The sequence below is a fragment of the Burkholderia sp. MSMB0856 genome (assembly GCF_001524645.2).
Classification (GTDB): domain Bacteria; phylum Pseudomonadota; class Gammaproteobacteria; order Burkholderiales; family Burkholderiaceae; genus Burkholderia; species Burkholderia diffusa.
In genome coordinates, this window is the sequence record NZ_CP013428.1 from 2,356,786 (window position 1) to 2,376,484 (window position 19,699).

The 19,699-nt window shown below is 67.0% G+C and carries 20 protein-coding genes; 8 read left to right on the plus strand and 12 right to left on the minus strand.

Translation table 11 applies throughout. From position 1 onward, the window contains the following. Window position 1: 1 nt before the first annotated feature. The 4 genes from WS87_RS28165 to WS87_RS28180 all read right to left on the minus strand — a co-directional run bounded on the left by WS87_RS28165 (window position 2) and on the right by WS87_RS28180 (window position 4,240). Entirely contained in the window at window positions 2–904 is a 903-nt protein-coding gene (locus WS87_RS28165) for an ABC transporter permease (protein ID WP_059528804.1), read from the minus strand. A 13-nt stretch (window positions 905–917) separates the two neighbouring features. Further along, the gene (locus WS87_RS28170; protein ID WP_059528807.1) at window positions 918–1,856 is read right to left on the minus strand and encodes an ABC transporter permease subunit; all 939 of its coding nucleotides are present in this window, start codon (window positions 1,854–1,856) and stop codon (window positions 918–920) included. 11 nt (window positions 1,857–1,867) lie between these two features. After that, on the minus strand, window positions 1,868–3,481 hold the full coding sequence (locus WS87_RS28175; RefSeq protein WP_059815190.1) for a peptide ABC transporter substrate-binding protein: 1,614 nt from the start codon (window positions 3,479–3,481) through the stop codon (window positions 1,868–1,870). Window positions 3,482–3,658: 177 nt separating this feature from the next. Then, window positions 3,659–4,240 (minus strand): cupin domain-containing protein, encoded by a 582-nt coding sequence (locus WS87_RS28180; protein ID WP_059448921.1) that lies wholly within the window; start codon window positions 4,238–4,240, stop codon window positions 3,659–3,661. A gap of 498 nt (window positions 4,241–4,738) precedes the next feature. Between WS87_RS28180 and WS87_RS28190 the strand changes: the two genes are divergently transcribed. Together WS87_RS28190 and WS87_RS28195 are read left to right on the plus strand one after the other, a co-directional pair. Next, complete coding sequence (locus WS87_RS28190) at window positions 4,739–6,262, plus strand: peptide MFS transporter (RefSeq protein WP_059815193.1); 1,524 nt, start codon at window positions 4,739–4,741, stop codon at window positions 6,260–6,262. 120 nt (window positions 6,263–6,382) lie between these two features. After that, the gene (locus WS87_RS28195; RefSeq protein ID WP_059815196.1) at window positions 6,383–6,589 is read left to right on the plus strand and encodes a hypothetical protein; all 207 of its coding nucleotides are present in this window, start codon (window positions 6,383–6,385) and stop codon (window positions 6,587–6,589) included. Window positions 6,590–6,659: 70 nt separating this feature from the next. Here the strand turns inward: WS87_RS28195 and WS87_RS28200 are convergent, their stop codons facing one another. The 3 genes from WS87_RS28200 to WS87_RS28210 all read right to left on the minus strand — a co-directional run bounded on the left by WS87_RS28200 (window position 6,660) and on the right by WS87_RS28210 (window position 9,380). After that, window positions 6,660–7,784, minus strand: coding sequence for an OpgC domain-containing protein (locus WS87_RS28200; RefSeq protein WP_059815200.1), 1,125 nt, complete (start codon window positions 7,782–7,784; stop codon window positions 6,660–6,662). Window positions 7,785–8,171: 387 nt separating this feature from the next. Further along, entirely contained in the window at window positions 8,172–9,071 is a 900-nt protein-coding gene (gene rarD / locus WS87_RS28205) for an EamA family transporter RarD (RefSeq protein ID WP_059815203.1), read from the minus strand. Between the two features lie 12 nt (window positions 9,072–9,083). Further along, window positions 9,084–9,380, minus strand: coding sequence for an acylphosphatase (locus WS87_RS28210; RefSeq protein ID WP_059528826.1), 297 nt, complete (start codon window positions 9,378–9,380; stop codon window positions 9,084–9,086). 204 nt (window positions 9,381–9,584) lie between these two features. Between WS87_RS28210 and hpnA the strand changes: the two genes are divergently transcribed. After that, the gene (gene hpnA, locus WS87_RS28220) at window positions 9,585–10,592 is read left to right on the plus strand and encodes a hopanoid-associated sugar epimerase (protein ID WP_059528829.1); all 1,008 of its coding nucleotides are present in this window, start codon (window positions 9,585–9,587) and stop codon (window positions 10,590–10,592) included. 108 nt (window positions 10,593–10,700) lie between these two features. Further along, window positions 10,701–12,110 carry a hypothetical protein gene (locus WS87_RS28225; protein WP_059815206.1) on the plus strand — a complete coding sequence of 470 codons (1,410 nt, stop codon included), beginning with the start codon at window positions 10,701–10,703 and terminating at the stop codon, window positions 12,108–12,110. A gap of 108 nt (window positions 12,111–12,218) precedes the next feature. Here the strand turns inward: WS87_RS28225 and WS87_RS28230 are convergent, their stop codons facing one another. After that, on the minus strand, window positions 12,219–13,406 hold the full coding sequence (locus WS87_RS28230) for a glycosyltransferase (protein WP_059815209.1): 1,188 nt from the start codon (window positions 13,404–13,406) through the stop codon (window positions 12,219–12,221). Window positions 13,407–13,824: 418 nt separating this feature from the next. Here WS87_RS28230 and ispH point away from each other — a divergent pair, with 418 nt between their 5' ends. Together ispH and hpnH are read left to right on the plus strand one after the other, a co-directional pair. After that, the gene (ispH, locus tag WS87_RS28240) at window positions 13,825–14,766 is read left to right on the plus strand and encodes a 4-hydroxy-3-methylbut-2-enyl diphosphate reductase (protein WP_011659818.1); all 942 of its coding nucleotides are present in this window, start codon (window positions 13,825–13,827) and stop codon (window positions 14,764–14,766) included. Window positions 14,767–14,778: 12 nt separating this feature from the next. Next, a complete protein-coding gene (gene hpnH / locus WS87_RS28245; protein ID WP_059528840.1) occupies window positions 14,779–15,939 on the plus strand; it encodes an adenosyl-hopene transferase HpnH in 1,161 nt (386 codons plus the stop codon). Between the two features lie 149 nt (window positions 15,940–16,088). Here hpnH and WS87_RS28250 read toward each other — a convergent pair whose 3' ends face one another. The 3 genes from WS87_RS28250 to WS87_RS28265 form a co-directional block, all read right to left on the minus strand. After that, a complete protein-coding gene (locus WS87_RS28250; RefSeq protein ID WP_059815212.1) occupies window positions 16,089–16,349 on the minus strand; it encodes a hypothetical protein in 261 nt (86 codons plus the stop codon). Between the two features lie 180 nt (window positions 16,350–16,529). After that, window positions 16,530–17,009 carry a hypothetical protein gene (locus tag WS87_RS28255; RefSeq protein ID WP_059815215.1) on the minus strand — a complete coding sequence of 160 codons (480 nt, stop codon included), beginning with the start codon at window positions 17,007–17,009 and terminating at the stop codon, window positions 16,530–16,532. 226 nt (window positions 17,010–17,235) lie between these two features. Beyond that, complete coding sequence (locus tag WS87_RS28265; RefSeq protein ID WP_059815274.1) at window positions 17,236–17,613, minus strand: hypothetical protein; 378 nt, start codon at window positions 17,611–17,613, stop codon at window positions 17,236–17,238. A 495-nt stretch (window positions 17,614–18,108) separates the two neighbouring features. Here WS87_RS28265 and WS87_RS28270 point away from each other — a divergent pair, with 495 nt between their 5' ends. Both WS87_RS28270 and WS87_RS28275 read left to right on the plus strand, forming a co-directional pair. Next, a complete protein-coding gene (locus tag WS87_RS28270) occupies window positions 18,109–18,462 on the plus strand; it encodes a DOPA 4,5-dioxygenase family protein (protein WP_059815221.1) in 354 nt (117 codons plus the stop codon). Window positions 18,463–18,579: 117 nt separating this feature from the next. Then, entirely contained in the window at window positions 18,580–19,011 is a 432-nt protein-coding gene (locus WS87_RS28275; protein ID WP_059815224.1) for a nuclear transport factor 2 family protein, read from the plus strand. Between the two features lie 27 nt (window positions 19,012–19,038). Here the strand turns inward: WS87_RS28275 and trhA are convergent, their stop codons facing one another. After that, window positions 19,039–19,659, minus strand: coding sequence for a PAQR family membrane homeostasis protein TrhA (gene trhA, locus WS87_RS28280; protein WP_059689268.1), 621 nt, complete (start codon window positions 19,657–19,659; stop codon window positions 19,039–19,041). Window positions 19,660–19,699: the final 40 nt, after the last annotated feature.

Consider the following 19,699-nt stretch of genomic DNA (forward strand, 5'->3'; position numbering starts at 1 on the left):
TTCAGCGATCCTTCGGGTCGAGCGCGTCACGCAGGCCGTCGCCAACGAAGTTCACGCAATAGAGCGTCACGCACAGCATGACGGCCGGCGCCAGCAGCAGCCACGGCATCGATTCCAGTTTCTGCGCGCCGTCCTGGATCAGCACGCCCCAGCTCGTCATCGGCTCCTGCACGCCGAGGCCGAGGAACGACAGCACCGATTCGGTCAGCACGATGTTCGGCACCGACACCGTCGCGTACACGACGACCACGCCGAGCAGGTTCGGCACGACGTGGCGCACCACGATCGATGCCGGCGACACGCCGATCGCGCGCGCCGCGTCGACGAACTCGCGATTGCGCAGCGACAGCGTCTGGCCGCGCACGACGCGCGCCATGTCGATCCACGAGAACGCGCTGATCGTCAGCACGACCAGCATGAACGAGCGGCCGAACAGGGTCATCATCAGGATTGCGATCAACAGATACGGGATCGCGTACATCATGTCGACGACGCGCATCATCGCGGAGTCGACGCGGCCGCCCGCGAAGCCGGCGGTCGCGCCCCACGCGACGCCGAACAGGCCGGACACCAGCGTGCCGAGCAGGCCGACCTCGATCGACACGCGGCCGCCGATCAGCGTGCGCACGAGCAGGTCGCGGCCGAGTTCGTCGGTGCCGAACCAGTGCTGGTTCGCGAGCGTCGGCGGCAGGCTGATCGCGCCCCAGTCGCTCGCGGCGGGATCGGCCGCGAGCAGCCACGGGCCGACGAAACACGCGAGCGTGATGAGCGCGAGCAGCACGAGGCTGAACACGGCCGCGCGGTTGTGAAGGAAGCGCGCGAACGCGAGCGCGAGCGGCGAGCGCGAACGCGGCGGCGAGTCGGTCTGCACGGGCAGACTGACGACGGGAGTAGTCGGAGTCATCGCAGTGCCTCGCTCAATAACGGATGCGCGGATCGAGCCATGCGTACGCGAGGTCGACCAGCAGGTTGAACAGCACCGCACAGACGGTCGTCAGCACGACGAGGCCGAGCACCAGCGTGTAGTCGCGGTTGATCGCGCCGTTCACGACGAGCTGCCCGAGCCCCGGCAGCGCGAACACCGATTCGGTGACGACGGCCGCCGTGATCGACGTGATGCAGACCGTGCCGAACAGCGACACGACCGGCATCAGCGCGGGCTTGAGCGCGTGGCGCAGCACGATCGTCGAGCCCGGCAGGCCCTTCGCGCGCGCGGTGCGAATGTAGTTGCTCGACAGCGTCTCGATCATCGAGCCGCGCATCACGCGTGCGAGGAGCGACACGTTGATGAAGGTCAGCAGCACGATCGGCAGCAGCCGATACTGCCAGCCGCCGTCACCCCATCCGCCGGCCGGCAGCCAGCCGTTGCCGGCCGACGTCTTGAGCAGGATCGCGAAGATCCACACCAGCACCGGGCCGAGCACGAACGGCGGCACGACGTTGCCGAAGTTGCCGATCAGCATCACGAAGCGATCGATCAGGCTGTCGCGGCGCACGGCCGCGACGGTACCCAGCAGCACGCCGAACACGATCGAGATCGGGATCGACACACCGCCCACGCCGAGACTCACGGGCAGCGCCTTCTTCACGAGATCGTTCACCGACCAGTCGACGTAACGGAACGACGGGCCGAGATCGCCTTGCAGCAGCGAACCGAGATACAGCAGATACTGCTTCCACAGCGGCTCGTCGAGGTGGTACTTCGCGTTCAGGTTCGCGAGCGTCGCCGCGGACAGCTGCTTCTCCGTATCGAACGGACCGCCGGGCGTGAAGTGCAGCAGCAGGTAGCAGACGGTGATGACGGCGAGAATCGTCGGCACCGCCCACAACGTGCGTCTCAATGCGTAGGCCAGCATGATCGCTCCGCTCAGTGCTTGATCAGGTACATGTCCTGCGAAGCACGCATGTCGATCACGTTCTTCAGCGAGTAGCCGCCCACGTAGGGCTTCACGAGACGGTCCGCCGAGTACTGGAACAGCGGCACCATCGGCGTGTCGTTCATCGCCGTGTCGTGCGCCTGCGTGAGCAGCGCGGCGCGCGCCTTGTCGTCGAGCTTCTGGTTGCCGTCGTCGACGAACGTGTCGACCTGCTTGTTGCAGTAGCCGACAGTGTTCTGCGAGCTGCCGCAGCGGATCAGGTCGAAGAAGGTCATCGCGTCGTTGTAGTCGGCGAACCAGCCGTCACGCGCGATCTGCACCTTGCCGTCATGCCGTTCCTTCATCAGCACCTTGAACTCGACGTTCTCGAGCTTCGTGTTGATGCCGAGCTTCGTGCGCCATTCCGATGCGGTGAACAGCGCGACCTTCTTGTGCAGGTCGTTGGTGTTGTACGTGAGCGTGAACGACAGCGGCTTCGCGTCGGAGTAACCGGCCTGCTTCAGCAGGTCCTTCGCGGTCGAGATACGCTTGGCCATCGGCCACGACGCCCATTCCGGCGTGAACGGCTGCACGCCCTTCGTGCCGTTCGGCATCAGGCCGTACATCGGCTTCTCACCGGCCTGCGTGAGCTTCGACGTCAGCACGTCGCGATCGATCACCATCGACAGCGCCTGGCGCACGCGCTTGTCCTTGAGCGCCGCGTCGCTGTTGTTCAGGTAGTAGTAATAGGTCGCGAGCTGCAGGCCCGGGCGCAGTTCGCCACCGAACTGCTTGCTGACCTGCTGGAAGATGCCCGACGGGATCGAGTAGCTGTAGTCGATCTGGCCGGCCTGGTACATGCGCATCGCCGTTTCGTCGCTTTCGATCGGCAGGTACGTGACCTTGTTGATCACGACCTTCGGCGCGTTCCAGTACTTCGCGTCCTTCGAGATCACGATGCGGTTGTTCGGCTGCCAGTCGACGAGCTGGTACGCACCGTTGCTGACGATGTTGCCCGGTCGCGTCCATGCGTCGCCGAACTTCGCGACGGTGTCCTTGTTCACCGGCGCGAGCGGCACCATCGCGGTCAGTTCGGGGAAGAACGCGACGGGCACGTCGGTCGTCACTTCCAGCGTGTACGGGTCGACCGCGCGCACGCCGAGCGTCGTCGGCGCGGCCTTGCCGGCGATGATGTCCTTCGAGTTCTTCACGAACTCGACGAGGATCGTGTACTTCGAGCCCGTCTTCGGATCGACGAGGCGCTGCCACGAATAGACGAAATCGGCGGCCGTCACCGGCTGGCCGTTGCTCCACTTCGCATCGTGGCGCAGCTTGAAGATCCACGTCTGCGGCGACTTGCGCTCCCACGACTGCGCGACGCCCGGCACGACCTGGCCGGCTGCATCGATGCGGGCGAGCCCTTCGAACAGGTCGAGGCCGATCGTGTTGCCGGTCCACGACTCGATGTGCGCCGGGTCGAGCGATTCGACTTCGGCGGGCACCTGGCGCGTCAGGTCCTGTTGAGGAGCGAGCGCGACGTTCGACGGAACGGTCACGGCGTGAGCGGCGGGCGTCGTCAGGGCGAGCGCGGCCAGCACGGCCGACATGGCATGCAAGGATTTCATCGTGGCGGTCTTGAGAAGGTTGTTCGGTGAGCGATGCGCGGCGAATGCCGCGGTTACGCGTGAGACGCTGACGGGTTCAGCGATTGAGGAGGCCCGTGATTCTCGTATTGCATCTTAGTATTCCTTACGTTTCTTTCGACAGGCATTCCGTCTCGGAAACGAAGGAATACCTGTGCGTTAGAACAGCCGCGGTGTACCGACCCAGACCACCACCGACTCGATCTTCGCGGTGTTGACCCAGCTGTGCGGGACCGTCGACTGATAGTGCGAACTGTCGCCGGCCTGCAGGACGAACGTCTTGCCTTCCAGCGTCAGCGACACTTCCCCTTCAATCACATACAGGAACTCCTCTCCTGCATGTGTCGTCACTTCAGACCGCTTCTGCCCCGGCGGCATCCGCACGAGGATCGCCTCGAGCTGACGCCCTTCGGTCACGTTGGTCAGCCTCGCGAACAGGTTCGCCGAATCGGCGAATCCGAAGAAGCGCAACTGATCGCCTCTGCAGACCGAGCGTTCCTCGCTCGGCGTATCCACGAAGTACTGCACCGTCACGCCGAGCGCCTGTGCGATACCGGCCAGCGACGTCAGCGACGGCGACGCGAGCCCGCGTTCGACTTGAGACAGAAACGGCTTCGAAATCCCCGCGGCGGTAGCGGTGTCGTCGAGCGTGCGCTTGAGTCGTTGGCGCAACGCGCGGATCTTGCTGCCCAGTGCTGCGGCAGCGTCTGCCGACTGCGAGTTTTCAGTGGGGGGAACCATAGCAGGCCGAAATGTGGTCGTCAAAAAATGTTTGATGGAAAGTAACTAAGTTAGATCGATTTGGCTTAGTCTTCGGTTTCGCACACGTCTTCGGTGTTGAGCCCGGTGCACTAAACAGGGCACGAAGCGAGCGAAACGACGCGCTATCTTGCCAGACTCGCCCGCTTCACAGGCAAGCTGCAAGCGGCTCTCCGGGAATTTGCGGAGAACGGGCGCGAAGCTTACAAATAAATGATGAGACAAATGTTCCTGAAAGCTGCTGCCATATCGGGAGTTTCCCTGAGTGGCGCGGACCTGACGCACCGGACCGGCAAACGTTACCATTCGCGCGCCGGTCGGGGCCTTGCACCGCCTTGCCTGGCGGCGTCCGACCCCGGCCCGGGCTAACCGCCCGACTGCTCCATCGCCGACGCAAAGCCTACCCGGCCACAGTGCTCCGGCGCCAGTTCGACCCCCAAGGCGACGCGCGATCCGCGCCGTCCGTTTCAAACGAGATTGATGATGCACGCACCTGTTTCACAGACCCGATCGTTTACGACGGTCTTCCTTATCGAAATGTGGGAGCGCTTCGGCTACTACGGCATGGCCGCGCTCCTGGTCCTCTTCATGGTCGACCGGCTCGGTTTCACCGACAGCCATGCGAACCTGACCTGGGGCGCGTTCACCGCGCTCGTCTACGCGTCGCCGTCGATCGGCGGCTGGATCGGCGACAAGGTGCTCGGCGCCCGTCGCACGATGATCATCGGCGCGGCCGTGCTGTGCGCCGGCTACCTGATGCTGGCGGTGCCGAACGACGCGCTGGCATACATGTATGCGTCGCTCGGCGTGATCGTCGTCGGCAACGGCCTGTTCAAGGCCAACGCGGCGAACCTCGTGCGCCGCATCTACGAAGGCGACGATGCGCGCATCGACAGCGCGTTCACGATCTACTACATGGCGGTCAACATCGGCTCGACCGTGTCGATGCTCGCGACGCCGTGGATCAAGGATCACTGGGGCTGGCACACCGCGTTCGCGGTCTGCTGCGCCGGCATGCTGCTCGCGATCCTGAACTTCATGCTGATGCACCGCACGCTCGCGCACATCGGCTCGCAGCCCGACGACGAACCGATCCGCTGGAAGCGCCTCGGCGGCGTGGCGGCAGGCGGCGTCGCGCTCGCGCTGATCACGCTGTACGTGCTGCAGCACAAGCAGCTCGCGGTCGCGAGCGTGTGGACGGCCGCATTCGCGATCCTCGCGATCTTCGCGTACATGATCGCGAAGTCGGAACGCTCGGAGCGCGCGGGGCTGATCGCGGCGCTCGTGCTGATCGGCCAGGTGATCCTGTTCTTCATCTTCTACGTGCAGATGTCGACGTCGCTGACGCTGTTCGCGCTGCGCAACGTCGATCCGCGCTTCATCCTGTTCGGCACGACGCTGTTCACGTGGAGCGCCGCGCAGTTCCAGGCGCTGAACCCGATCTGGATCATGATGCTGAGCCCGGTGCTCGTGTGGGTCTACAACGCGGTCGCGAAGAGCGGCCGTGACCTGCCGGTCGCGGCGAAGTATGCACTCGGCTTCGGCGCGGTGGCGGCCGGCTACCTGGTGTTCACGATCAGCGGCCGCTACGCAGTGGACGGTCGCGTGTCGTCGTGGTTCATGGTGTGGGGCTACGGCCTCTACTCGCTCGGCGAACTGCTGGTGAGCGGTCTCGGCCTCGCGATGATCGCCCGCTACGTGCCGGCGCGCATGAGCGGCTTCATGATGGGCGCGTATTTCGTCGCGACGGGTGTGTCGCAGTATCTGGGCAGCGTCGTGGCGAACTTCGCGCAGATGCCGTCGCACGACCTGCCGGCCACCGAATCGCTGCCGCTCTACCTGTCGCTGTTCGAGAAGCTCGGCTGGCTCGCCGCGATCGGCATGCTGCTCGCACTTCTGCTGCTGCCGATGATGAACCGCCTGTCGCGTCAGCATCAGCGCTGCGCGGAAGAGCGCCGCGAGGAAGAAGCCGTTCAAGCGCAGGCGATGGCCTCCGCGCAGTAAGTACTATCCCTCGGCGTGAGGCCTGCACGCCACATTCTCCCGCCAGCGCGGCCAGCACGTCCTACACTGGTTGCAACGGCGCATCCGCTCCGTCGTGATGCGCACTGGCGGGAGAAGATCATGAAAAGCAAAACGACTCGGCTCTTGAGGATACTGTCGGATATCCGGCACGCGCAGCGCTGCACCGCGTTGCGCGCCGCCCGGGCCGTGGCCGAAGCCGACGCGGTGCTCGCGGAGCAGGACGACCCGAAGTCCGACGAACGCGACGACGCCGAATCCGACGACGCGACCGCCGTCCCCCGCTCCCGCATCGGCTCACCTCACTGACCGCACCGACGCCGCGCGGCACCCCGCGTGCCGCCTCCGTGCTTCGGCGTTGTCGATGCTTCCGTGCCGCTCATGCGGCCGCGCCGCGCCAGCGCGCGAACCACGTTCCCGAACCCGCCACGGCCATCATCAGCCCGACCGCGCATGCGTCGGCCGCGAAGCCCACGCCGATATGCCGCAGCTCGGCGCCGTTCGCGACCGGATGCAGCAGCGAATCGATGACGAGCGAGATCGCCGCGCCCGCGACGAAGCAGATCAGGCCGCGCCGGCCGACCGCGACGACGGGCTGAACGGCCTGCGCGATGCGCGCGATCCAGCCGCGGCGCACGCAATCGGCCATCAGCCACGCGATCGCCGCGAAGCTCACGATGCGCGGCAGCGCGAGATCGCGCTTGAGCACGCCTTCCGGCACCGGTAGCCCCGAGAACAGCTTGTAGCTCGCGCAACCGAGCACGACCGCGCACGCGACACCGGTCGCCGCGGCGCTCCAGCGCCCGAGCGCGACGTGCCGGTAGAACGGCTGGCAGCGCGCGAGCACGCCGGCGACGAACATCAACTGCCACGCAAACGGATTGAAGCTCCAGCGGAATCCATCGGTGTCCAGCAGTTCGGGGCCGAGCCAGCCGGCCGCGAGCCACGACGCCGCGCTCGACGCGACGAGCAGCCACGGATGGCGGCGCGCGAACGGCACGATCACCGGCGACGCGAGCGCGAACAGCACGTACATCGGCAGCACCGACGCGAGATACGGCTGGCGCTGGAACGTGAGCAGCTCGGCCGCGCCCGTGAGCGGCGACGCGAGCATCACGCTGACGTCGTCGAGCGCGAGGTTCGGCGCGTCGATCCCGTAATGGTCGAGCACGGCGGACACGACGAGCATCAGCGTCGACGTCGCGAGAAACGCGCGATAGATCTGCATCGCGCGGTGCACGAACCGCCGCTGCGCGGCGCGCGCGCCGTGCCGGTCGGCGATCGCGCCATACGCGCTCGCGGTCGCGAAGCCGCCGAGGAACACGAACACCTCGGCCGCGTCGCACAGCGCGAATGCGTGGAGCGTCACGCGCGACAGCATGCTCGCGCCGATGTGATCGACGACGATCATCAGCAGCACGATGCCGCGGAAGAAATCGACTTCGATCAGGCGGCCGCCGCGCGCCGGCGGCACCGAGACGGCGGGCGGCATGCTCAACGACATGGCCGCACCTGCGCGACGACGGCGCGGCACGCACCGGTGGAAGAATCGAAAGAGAGAAGGCGAACGCGATCGGCGGCGATGCGCGTATGCTCGCATCGCGCCAACCCGGCCGGCCCGGCACGGAGATGACCGTTCATGGAAAAGCCGCATACGAAGAGAAGACGGTCAGGTCAGTCTAGCGGCCGGTCGGGGGATACCCTAAGTAACAAAGTGCAACGGAATCTTCTGTTCGATTACAGGCGTGACGTCGACGATACGAAGCTGGCAAGGCCGCCAGCCGGGCGTCAGCGCGCTGCCAGTTCGACGCCGGCATCGCGAGATTCGACGCAACGCACGCGCGATGCGCGGCACGTTCGCAGCCGCCGTCGCGCCGCCGGGCGATGACGCTCAGCCGCGCGTCGGCAAGCGCCGCATCAGCATCGCGCTGTGCCATGCGGTCAGCGCGACGGCGGCCCAGATCGGCCCGTACGTCGCGAGCTGCGCGACGCTCAGCGTCTCGCCGAGCAGCAGCAGCGACACCGCGACGAGCAGCACCGGCTCGACGTAGCCGAGGATCCCGAACAGCGCCATCGGCAGCATCCGGCTCGCCTTCAGGTAGCTCGCGAGCGCGAGCGTGCTGAGCACGCCGAGCCCCGGCAGCAGCACGGCCCACAGCAGCGGAAGGCTGGCGACCGGCGTCGCGCTTGCCGACACCATCGCGAGCGCGACCGGACACAGCAGCGCGATCTCGAGCGCGAACGCGGCGAGCGAATCCGCGTTGATCCGGCGACGCAGCACGAAATACGGCGGATAGCCGAGCGCGACGACGAGCGTCGGCCACGCGAACGCGCGCGTCGCCCACACCTCGTGCGCGACGCCGAGCGCCGCGCACGCGACCGCCGCCCATTGCAGCGGATCGAGGCGTTCGTGATAGTAGAAGCGGCCGACGAGCACCATCGTCAGCGGCAGCAGGAAATAGCCGAGCGACACTTCGAGCATGCGCCCGTGCAGCGGCGCCCACAGGAACAGCCACAGCTGCAGGCCGAGCAGCGCCGCGCTCGCCGGCAGCGCGATCAGCAGGCGCCAGTCGCGCACGCCGCGCCGCACGAGGTCGACGAGCGCCGGCCAGCGGCCGCGCAGCGCGATCAGCGCGAGCGCGCCCGGCGCGGTCCACAGGATGCGCCACGCGAAGATGTCGAGCCCGGTGAGCGGCGCGAGCAGTTTCGCGTAGGCAGACATCAGCGCGAACAGCGTCGACGCCATCACCGACAGCGCGATGCCGCGACCGGCCTCCGGATACCCCGTCATGTTGTTTTCGCCTTACTGCTGCTGGAAGCGCTCGAAGCGCTTTTCGACCTGACGCTCCTCGAACGTCACCTCGGTCACGTGCGCGGACGGCGGCCCGTGCCGCAGCCAGGCGAGCATCCGGTCGATCTGCGCGCCGGGGCCCTGGATCATCGCCTCGACACTGCCGTCCTCGAGATTCGCGACCCATCCGCGCAGCTTCAGCGCATGCGCCTCGCGCACCGTTGCGTGACGGAAGCCGACGCCCTGCACGACGCCGCGCACCCGCACGTAGTAGGTCTCGATCCGTTCGTCCAGTTCATTGCGGCTCATCGCGTCGCCCTCCCGTAGCATTCAAGCCCGGCATTGTAGTCGCGTCGGCGGCTTCGCACACGCGCCCGGCAAGCGGGCCGCTCGCGGCCGCCGACGCCCGCTGCGGCCGCCGCGCGGCGCTCGCGTCGCCGGGCGCGCCGACCACGTACAATCTCGCCGACGCACAACCGCCGCGCCGCCCGCGCGCGGCCCTGAAGGAAACGCATGACTGATACCTCCCGCGATCTCGTTCTCGTCACCGGCGCGTCCGGTTTCGTCGGCTCGGCCGTCGCACGCATCGCGCAGCAGAAAGGCTATGCGGTGCGCGTGCTGGTGCGCCCGACCAGCCCGCGCACGAACGTCGCGGATCTCGACGCTGAAATCGTCACCGGCGACATGCGCGACGAGACGTCGATGCGCGCCGCGCTGCGCGGCGTGCGCTATCTGCTGCACGTGGCGGCCGACTACCGGCTGTGGGCGCCGGATCCGGACGAGATCGAGCGCGCGAACCTCGAAGGCGCGGTCGCGACGATGCGCGCCGCGCGTGCCGAGGGCGTCGAGCGGATCGTCTACACAAGCAGCGTCGCGACGCTGAAGGTCACGAGCGCCGGCGATCCGTCCGACGAGAACCGGCCGCTGACCGCCGAGCAGGCGATCGGCGTGTACAAGCGCAGCAAGGTGCTGGCCGAGCGCGCGGTCGAGCGGATGATCGCCGACGAAGGGCTGCCGGCCGTGATCGTCAACCCGTCGACGCCGATCGGCCCGCGCGACGTGAAGCCGACGCCGACCGGCCGCATCATCGTCGAAGCCGCGCTCGGCAAGATTCCCGCGTTCGTCGATACCGGCCTGAACCTCGTGCACGTCGACGACGTCGCGCACGGCCACTTCCTCGCGCTCGAGCGCGGCCGCATCGGCGAGCGCTACATCCTCGGCGGCGAGAACCTGCCGCTGCAGCAGATGCTGGCCGACATCGCGCAGATGACGAACCGCAAGGCGCCGACGATCGCGCTGCCGCGCTGGCCGCTCTACCCGCTCGCGGTCGGTGCGGAGGCCGTCGCGAAGTTCACGAAGAAGGAGCCGTTCGTGACCGTCGACGGCTTGCGGATGTCGAAGAACAAGATGTATTTCACGTCCGCGAAGGCCGAGCGCGAGCTCGGCTACCGCGCGCGTCCGTATCGGGAAGGATTGCGCGACGCGCTGGACTGGTTCGGCTCGGCGGGCTATCTGAAGTAACACAAAGCGGCGTGCTTCACGCCGCTTTGCGCACTTTGTTACACGTCGCTGACGGACCGGCACCGGCGCAGCGGTTAAAATCGCGGGTCTTACGCAGAGAAGACACGCATGAACCTGAACGAACAGATCGATTCGCTCAACGCGGGCGTCGATCGGCTCCTCCACGATCACCACGCCGCGCAACAGGCGGCACGCAGCGCGGAAGCGTTCGCGCGCGCCGCCGCGGCTGAAGCCCAGGCCGCCGCCGCCCGTCACGCCGCCGCCGAGACCGAAGCCCAGGCCGCCGCGCAGCGCCACACGGCCGCAGCCGCCGACGCCGAAGCCGCGCAGCAGCGCCACGCGGACGCCACCGCCGCGGCCGAAGCCGCCGCCCAACGCCACATCGAAGCCACCGCCCAGGCCGAGGCCGCCGTCCAGCGGCACGCCGAGGCGACCGCGCTGACCGAAGCGCTCGCCCAGCGTCACGCGGATGCCGAAGCCGCGTCGCAGCGTCATGCGGCCGCGATCGCCGAAGCCGAGGCCGCCGCGCAGCGTCATCACGCCGCCGCGACCGAAGCGGATGCAGCCGCGCAGCGTCATGCAGCGGCCGCCACGGAAGCCGAAGCCGCCGCGAAGCGCCATGCTGAAGCAACCGCCGAGGCGGAGGCAGCGACGCAGCGTCACGCGGCCGCGATCGCCGAGGCGGAGGCACTCGCGCAGCGTCACACGCAGGCGATCGCCGAAGCGGAAGCCGCCGCGCAGCGCCACGTCGAGGCAACCGCCGAAGCCCAAGCCGTCACGCAGCGTCACACCGAAGCGATCGCGCAAGCCGACGCGGCCGCGCAACGCCACGCGGCGGCGACTGCCGAGGCCGAGGCCGTCGCGCAGCGCCACACCGAAGCGATCGCGCAGGCCGAAGCGGCCGCCGAGCGTCACGCGAAGGCGATCGCCGACGCGGAAGCGCTGGTCGAAGCCGTCGTGAAGGACGCCGCAACGAACGCGGCGGCTGTGGCAGCCGCGCCGGCCGTCGCGGCCGAAGTCGTCGAACCGGTTGTCGAATCCATGGTCGAGCCGGTGGCGCACGCAGCCGTGGCGGTGACCGCCGACGAAGCCGCGGCAGCGCCCGCCGATGCCGGCACCGCCGTCGTCGCGCCGGCCGCCGACACCGCAATCGAAGTCGCCCCCGCTGCCGAAACAGCGGACGCCGTCGCGGACAAACCGACGCTGCACGTCGCCCGCCCGTCGCAGAACGAACTGACGCTGACCGTCAACGGCCAGTCGATCACGCTGCACCCGGAGCAGCTCGGCCAGTTGATCGAGGAACTCGCGCATGCGCGCGCGTCGATGCAGCCGGAACCGCCGCCGGGCATCCCGGCCGGCTGGCGCTTCGTGACGACGAAGAACCCGATGATGGCCGTGCAGAAGCAGTCCAACGGCGACCGTCTGCTGGTCGCGCGCCACACCGGCTACGGCTGGGTGCCGTTCACGTTCTCGCCGGACGTCGTGATCCAGATGTACATGATGCTGACGCAGCGGTAAGCACGTGCGGCGCCGCCGCCGCATATGACAAAGCCCGATCGATTCACAATCGATCGGGCTTTTTGCTTTCCGGAACCCGGAGCAACGACCGGCATTCGCCGGCGTCTGTCAGCGCTCCACTGGCGCCTGCACGCGCGCCTTCCACTGGCCGCCCTTGCCGCGCCAGTAGCGCCACGCGGACGCGAACGTCGCACCGACGTAGAACAGCGCGACGAGCGGCAGCGCCGGCGCCCACAGCGGCGAGCGGCGGTAGTAGCGCAGCATCGGCGCATATGCGGTGCACATCGACGCCCATGCGAGCCACGCCGGCCAGGCGCGCGCGCCGTACGCGAGCGCGGCCACGGGCGGCACGAGGTAGATGATCGTCATTCCGAGCAGCGTGCCGGCGAGCAGCAGCGGCGAATAGTGGAGCTGCGTGAACGCGGTGCGCGCGATCATGTTCCAGATGTCGCGCCAGCTGTCGTACGGACGCAGCGACACGCTGCGGTCGGCCAGATCGAGCCGGATCGGATGCCGGCCGCTGCCGCGATGCTTGATCTGCGCGGCAAGACTGCAGTCGTCGATCAGCGCGCCGCGGATCGATTCGATGCCGCCCGCCTCCTCGAGCGCGCTGCGCTTGACCAGCATGCAGCCGCCCGCGGCGCCGGCCGTCCGGTTGCGCGGATTGTTGATCCACGAGAACGGATAGAGCTTCGCGAAGAAGAACACGAACGCCGGGATCAGCGCCTTTTCCCAGAACGAATCGCAACGCAGCCGCACCATCAGCGACACCAGATCGCGTTGTTCGGCCTGCGCGCGCGTGACGAGCTGGGCGACGGCGTCCGGCGGATGGCCGATGTCGGCATCGGTCAACAGCAGATAGTCGGCCGGCAGCCCGAGCGTGCGCACCGCGGCGATGCCCTGCGACTGCGCCCACACCTTGCCCGACCAGCCGGCCGGCAGCGGTTTCGCGGCCAGCACCGTCAGGCGGTCGGCGCGGTTGATCGCGAGCGCGGCCGCGCGGGCCGCATCGGCGGTGCCGTCGTCGCTGTGGTCGTCGACGATGATCAGATGAAAGTCGCCCGGATAATCCTGCTCGAGCAGCGACGTCGCCGCCCGGGCGATCACGTCGACCTCGTTGCGCGCCGGCACGACCGCGACCACGGCCGGCCAGCCGGCCTCGGCCGCGGCGCCGCGTGCCTCGGGCGGCAGCGCCCGCGCGGGGCGTGCGCGCCAGAAGCCGCCGCGCGCGACGAGCAGCACGATCCAGATCAGCAGCGACAGGCCGGATACCAGGAAGGTAATCGCCAGCATCATCGGCACGCCTCCTGCCGGATGCCGGCGTGAGCGGCGCCGGATCGTCCGATCATAATCAGGGTCGGAGTGAAAACACCCACGGCCGCATCGGCGGCAGGGCAATACGCGTAAGAATCGACGGTCATCGAATGGCCTTGAAATGAGCGCGACGCCGGGCAGCCAGACAGGTTGCCCGCGAAACCGCGCAGTTTACCGGGTTCCGCGCGCGCGAGCGCCGACGCGGCTCTGCGGCGGATGCAACACGGCCGATACGGCACCAGAGCAAGGACGGCGCGATAGGGTTAAAATGCGCGATTAATTCGGGGTTCCGGGGCCTGGCCTGGCCGGTTCGTTTCCTGCCTTCATAACATCAAGCCGGGGCGAGCGAGCAGTGCCAGCTCCTCGAACCCCGGCGTCTGTCGTCGGAGTTCGCTCACTTATGCGAGTCATCCTTGCCCAGCCCCGCGGCTTTTGTGCGGGGGTTGTCCGTGCGATCGAGATCGTCGATCGCGCGCTGCAACAGCACGGCGCGCCGGTCTATGTGCGTCATGAGATCGTGCATAACCGGCATGTCGTCGAAAATCTGCGTAATAAAGGGGCACGATTCGTTGAGGAGCTCGACGAGGTGCCGCATGGCGCCGTGGCGATCTTCAGCGCGCACGGTGTCGCCCAGACGGTCGAACGCGACGCCGAAACGCGCGGGCTCGACGTGCTGGACGCAACCTGCCCGCTCGTCACGAAAGTGCACGTGCAGGGCCGCCAGTACGTCGCGGCGGGCCGCCGGCTGATCCTGATCGGCCATGCGGGCCATCCCGAAGTCGAGGGCACGATCGGCCAGATTCCGGCCGAGGTGATCCTCGTGCAGAGCGAGGCAGAAGTCGATACGCTGACGCTGCCGGTCGACACGCCGGTCGCGTACGTCACGCAGACGACGCTGTCGGTCGACGACACGCGCGGCATCATCGAGGCGCTGCAGCGCCGGTTCACCGACATCGTCGGCCCGGACACACGCGACATCTGCTACGCGACGCAGAACCGCCAGGCCGCCGTGCGCGAGCTGAGCGGCCAGGTCGACGTGCTGCTGGTCGTCGGTGCGACGAACAGCTCGAACTCGAACCGCCTGCGCGAGATCGGCACCGAAAGCGGTGTACCGAGCTATCTCGTCGCCGACGGCTCGGAAGTGAAGCCCGAATGGTTCGCGGGCGTGCAGACGGTCGGCCTGACCGCCGGCGCGTCGGCACCCGAGGAAATGGTTGAGGATGTGATCGGCGCGCTGCGCGCGCTGGGGCCCGTCGATGTCACGACGATGGCGGGCCGTGAGGAAAAAGTCGAATTCAAGTTGCCGGCGAAGCTTACGCAAGCTGTCGCCCGCGAAGTTTAAGGAGGACAACTCTTGTCTATTCCGCTGCTCCAGCAAGTCCGCGTCGGCGCATACATCATGCGCCAACACCTGTCCGGCAACAAACGCTATCCGCTCGCGCTGATGCTCGAGCCGCTGTTCCGCTGCAACCTCGCCTGTAACGGCTGCGGCAAGATCGACTATCCGGACCCGATCCTGAACCAGCGCCTGTCCGTCGAGGAATGCCTGGAAGCCGTCGACGAGTGCGGCGCGCCCATCGTGTCGATCGCCGGCGGCGAGCCGCTGCTCCACAAGGAGATGCCGGAGATCGTCAAGGGCATCATGAAGCGCAAGAAATTCGTGTACCTGTGCACGAACGCGCTCCTGATGGAAAAGAAGATGGACGACTACCAGCCGAATCCGTACTTCGTCTGGTCGGTCCATCTCGACGGCGACAAGGACATGCACGACCATTCCGTGTCGCAGGAAGGCGTGTACGACAAGGCGGTCGCGGCCATCAAGGAAGCGAAGCGCCGCGGCTTCCGCGTGAACATCAACTGCACGCTGTTCAACGATGCGATCCCTGAGCGCGTCGCGAAGTTCTTCGACACGCTGGGGCCGATCGGCGTCGACGGCATCACCGTGTCGCCGGGCTATGCGTACGAGCGCGCGCCGGATCAGCAGCACTTCCTGAACCGCGACAAGACGAAGAACCTGTTCCGCGAGATCCTGAAGCGCGGCGAAGGCGGCAAGCGCTGGTCGTTCAGCCAGTCGTCGCTGTTCCTCGACTTCCTGGCCGGCAACCAGACGTACAAGTGCACGCCGTGGGGCAACCCGGCGCGTACCGTGTTCGGCTGGCAGAAGCCGTGCTATCTGGTCGGCGAAGGTTACGTGAAGACCTTCAAGGAACTGATGGAAGACACGAACTGGGACAACTACGGCGTCGGCAACTACGAGAAGTGCGCGGACTGCATGGTCCACTGCGGCTTCGAAGCCACCGCCGTGATGGACACGATCGCGCATCCGCTGAAGGCGTTTGCCGTGAGCCGGAAGGGTATCAAGACGGAAGGCGCATTCGCGCCGGACATCTCGATCGCGAAGCAGCGCCCGGCCGAGTATGTGTTCTCGCGCCACGTCGAGATCAAGCTCGAGGAAATCCAGCGCGCCGGCAAGGGCAAGCTGCAGAAGCCGGCGAAGCCGGCAACGGCGGCTTAAGCGCGTATCGCCACGCGGAGGTTCGCGCCTCCGCGTCGGCCCGCATCGAAGAAGCGCCACGGAGTTCGCTCCGTGGCGCTTTTGTTTTGATGGGCGTCGTCGTAACGCCGCGTGCAGTCGCCACGCATGAGCATGCGAATGCCCGCACGCTAGTGTCTCGACTCCGCCGCCGCGATCAGCTGCCATGCGGTCGGCCCGCGATCGAGCAGCGGATCGGACGGCGGATCGAAATCGTGACGATGCGCGTCGTCGGACGGCAGCGCCTGCGACTTCGCGATGCCGATCTCGTCGCCGCATACGGTGCATCGATAGATGCCCGCAACCGGCGTCTCGCTGCCCGGCGGCAGGTTCTCGTTGAATGCGCGGCCGCTTCCGCACGTGAAGTAGCCACCGATCCTGTATAGCGCCATCGCGCCTCCTGACTGAAACGAATGCATTCGCGGCGACACGCACGATCGCCGCGAACGCGAGGATGGATGGTCATCGACCGAACCCGTTCGGCTCCTGTCGTGACATTGGGCGGCGAGCGTCGCCCCCGGGGAACGGAACGCGCATGAAACGCAGCCAAGGGTCGGTCGCGTTGCCACCGCTCAATGCAGAACGGCCGCTTCCCGCATCCGGGCCGCTGCCTGCGCGACCAGCCCCGGCTGCTCGCTCGACGCGAACGCGCACACGTGGCGCCACAGCTCGGCGAGCCGGTGCCGCGTGAGCGTCGCGACGCACGCGTCGTTCGCCGCGAGCACACGCTCGAGCGCCGCGCACTCGTCGTCGTGCAGCGCCCATGCGCCGCTTTGCGCGGCGCGCGCCATGCTCGCGTCGAGCACGCGCTCCGCGTCGACGCACAGGTCGACGTTCGCATCCGGGGATACCGCATCGTCGAGCGCGAGGAACACCAGATAGACGCTCGTGCGCAGCCGCATCAGCAACGTTTCGCTGCCGTGCTCGCCGCGCAGCGCGACGAGCGCCATGTGGCATTTCAGCGAGATATCGCGCACATGCGCGGGCGGCAGCGGCAGCAGCCACTCGCGCGTCAACGGCGGGTGGCGACGGCCTTTTCGGGCGGCCTTCATGATCCGCCCTCGCTTGCCGCGACATCGTCCACGTCGAATGCCGGCCACGCGGTGCGGCACGCGCGGGCACCGCGCCGTGCATCGCGACCGCCGTTCGCGCGGCGTCGCGCGCCGCCGTACACGTCGTCCCGTCGCCGCGTCGCGCACGTCTGGGGCAGCCGGCGGATCGCGGATGCGCGCAACACGTCGGGGAGTCGGTCAAGGCATGCCATGCTCTGCTCCCGCATCAGAACGTGTTCTCGCCCTTCAGGTAGTACGCGGTCTTCACGAAGAACGCCTTCACCGGATGGCCGCTCTGCGCCGCGCTGGCCGCGCGCGCTTCCATCGCGGCCTTCTCCTCGCGCGAGCGGTCAGGCACCGGGTACCTCACGCGTTCGAGCGCACGCTGCATCGCGAGCGGATAGTTCTGGTTGCCGGCTGTCGTCGCACGATAGCCGGCGCGCGTCATCTGCCTCAATTGCACATCGGTTTCGGCACGCGCCGCCGACCAGCTCAACGGCGCGACGTTCGACTGCCACTCGGTATCGACGGACTGCGCGAAGCTCGCGGCGGGCAGCACAGCAAGCGCGCCGGACAGGACAGCAAGGGAAACAACGGATCGCATCATGGCCTCCAGATGGTTGTTTCCGCATCGATCGTCGTCGTCGATGCGGTGCAATCATCGTATGTCGCGTGACCACGCGCTTGAATAGCCAATTCCGCAATTGATATTTTCGGCACCGACGGACGGGGTGCGATCCACGCGATTCGCCAATGCTGCCTGAGCGGAATTTCTTTATTTCATTCAACTACCTGATCGCGTTTTTGCAGACGAATCGACATGCCGTGTGAATCGCTTTTGCAGTTTTTGAAATGACGTATTGCCGATGCGATTTCGGCCAAAGCCCTGCCCGGCGCGACTTTCGGCGCGATGACGCACACGCCGGCACAGGCGGGAAACGATTCGACAAATGCGCTCGTTTTCCTGACATACGACAAAACCTCCGCGCCGATTTACCGCGCCGCGAGAAGACGTGTGCGACACGGACGCGCGATAATTGCGCATCGCGCCGTCAATCACGGCGCTTATCCGTTCCCTATTCTTCTCTCGAGTTCCGCCATGGCTGCCATCGACACCACCGCCATCGACAATTGGCACGCACACGTCTACTTCGACGCCGCGAGCCGCGACGCAGCCTGGGCGTTCCGCCTCGTCGTCGAAGAACGATTCGGCGCGATCATCGAACTCGGCCGCTTTCACGAGCGCCTCGTCGGCCCGCATCCGGCCTGGTCGTACCAGATCGCGTTCGACGCCGCGCGCTTCGACACCATCGTGCCGTGGCTCATCCTGAATCACGGCGCGCTCGACATCTTCCTGCATCCGAATACTGGCGACGATCTGCGCGACCATCGCGACAGCGCGGTGTGGATCGGCAAATCGCATGACCTGAATCTCGGCGCGCTCGCGGGCTGACGAGCCGACGCGGTCGCGTTCGACATACACGGCATCCACGTTTCGGCCCGGGCTGAAACGTCCGGCGGCGCGGCGTCGATACAGTGGTTCCGTTATCCACGCTTGCCGGAACCCGCCATGACACAAGCCGACACCGATGCGCAACGCATCCATCAAGACTGGCACGCCGCCGTCGTCGCGCGCGACCTCGACGCACTGATGTCGCTGTACGCGGACGACGCGATACTCGAAACGCCGCTGATCGTCGTCGCACTGCCCGATCATGGCTCGGGCGTGCTGCACGGCAAGGCCGCGATCGGCGCGTTCTTCGCGGCGGGCCTGCGCAATCCGGGAAACAAGCTCGGACGCTGGTATCGAACCGGGCTGTTCTTCTCGAACGGCCGGCAACTCACATGGGAATATCCGCGCGAAACGCCGGAAGGCGATCAGGTCGATCTCGTCGAAATGATGGATCTGCGCGACGGGCTGATCGCGCATCACCGCGTCTACTGGGGGTGGGTCGGGTTCATGGCGCTGCGCGGCGCGGCATGGGCGGCCGGGCACGCATGACGCGCGCCATGCCGCCCGCATGCACGCTCACGCGACATACATCGCGACGCTGACGAACTGGCACAGGCTGCCGGCCAGCACGAAAAGATGCCAGATACCGTGCCCGTGGCGGATGCGCTCGTCGTTGATGAAGAAGTAGATCCCCGCGCTGTAGATGACGCCGCCGGCCACGAGCCATACGGCACCCACCGGCGGCAGCGCATGAATCAGCGGGCGGATCGCGACGAGCGCGAGCCAGCCCATCAGCACGTACAGCACCATCGACACGATGCGCGTGCGCCGACCGAGCGTGAGTTCCTGCGCGATCCCGAACGCGGCGAGCCCCCAGCTGACGCCGAACAGCGACCAGCCCCACGGGCCGCGCAGCGTGACGAGCGTAAACGGCGTATAGCTGCCCGCGATCAGCAGATAGATGGCCGAATGGTCGCACTTCTGCAGGATCGCCTTCAGGCGCGGGTTGCGCACGCTGTGATACGCCGTCGAGATTCCGTAGAGCAGGATCAGCATCGCACCGTACACGCTGAAGCTCACGATCTTGTAAGGATCGCGGTCGAGCGCGCCCATCGTCACCAGCGCGACCAACCCTGCCACCGACAGCACCGCGCCGACGAGATGGGAAATGCTGTTGAAACGCTCACCGACATGCACGACGGGTTCTCCTGCGCGGATTCTTCGGGGAAAGAGGATG

Bases quoted from the DNA above. Each gene is read 5' to 3' on its own strand.
- WS87_RS28225 (WP_059815206.1), top strand. From the start codon at position 10,701: ATGAACCTGAACGAACAGATCGATTCGCTCAACGCGGGCGTCGATCGG.
- WS87_RS28275 (WP_059815224.1), top strand. From the start codon at position 18,580: ATGACACAAGCCGACACCGATGCGCAACGCATCCATCAAGACTGGCAC.
- WS87_RS28250 (WP_059815212.1), bottom strand. From the start codon at position 16,349: ATGGCGCTATACAGGATCGGTGGCTACTTCACGTGCGGAAGCGGCCGC.
- rarD (WP_059815203.1), bottom strand. From the start codon at position 9,071: ATGACGGGGTATCCGGAGGCCGGTCGCGGCATCGCGCTGTCGGTGATG.
- WS87_RS28270 (WP_059815221.1), top strand. From the start codon at position 18,109: ATGGCTGCCATCGACACCACCGCCATCGACAATTGGCACGCACACGTC.
- WS87_RS28210 (WP_059528826.1), bottom strand. From the start codon at position 9,380: ATGAGCCGCAATGAACTGGACGAACGGATCGAGACCTACTACGTGCGG.
- WS87_RS28170 (WP_059528807.1), bottom strand. From the start codon at position 1,856: ATGCTGGCCTACGCATTGAGACGCACGTTGTGGGCGGTGCCGACGATT.
- WS87_RS28265 (WP_059815274.1), bottom strand. From the start codon at position 17,613: ATGCGATCCGTTGTTTCCCTTGCTGTCCTGTCCGGCGCGCTTGCTGTG.
- WS87_RS28230 (WP_059815209.1), bottom strand. From the start codon at position 13,406: ATGATGCTGGCGATTACCTTCCTGGTATCCGGCCTGTCGCTGCTGATC.
- WS87_RS28195 (WP_059815196.1), top strand. From the start codon at position 6,383: ATGAAAAGCAAAACGACTCGGCTCTTGAGGATACTGTCGGATATCCGG.
- hpnA (WP_059528829.1), top strand. From the start codon at position 9,585: ATGACTGATACCTCCCGCGATCTCGTTCTCGTCACCGGCGCGTCCGGT.
- WS87_RS28255 (WP_059815215.1), bottom strand. From the start codon at position 17,009: ATGAAGGCCGCCCGAAAAGGCCGTCGCCACCCGCCGTTGACGCGCGAG.
- WS87_RS28180 (WP_059448921.1), bottom strand. From the start codon at position 4,240: ATGGTTCCCCCCACTGAAAACTCGCAGTCGGCAGACGCTGCCGCAGCA.
- ispH (WP_011659818.1), top strand. From the start codon at position 13,825: ATGCGAGTCATCCTTGCCCAGCCCCGCGGCTTTTGTGCGGGGGTTGTC.
- WS87_RS28165 (WP_059528804.1), bottom strand. From the start codon at position 904: ATGACTCCGACTACTCCCGTCGTCAGTCTGCCCGTGCAGACCGACTCG.
- WS87_RS28200 (WP_059815200.1), bottom strand. From the start codon at position 7,784: ATGTCGTTGAGCATGCCGCCCGCCGTCTCGGTGCCGCCGGCGCGCGGC.
- WS87_RS28190 (WP_059815193.1), top strand. From the start codon at position 4,739: ATGATGCACGCACCTGTTTCACAGACCCGATCGTTTACGACGGTCTTC.
- WS87_RS28175 (WP_059815190.1), bottom strand. From the start codon at position 3,481: ATGAAATCCTTGCATGCCATGTCGGCCGTGCTGGCCGCGCTCGCCCTG.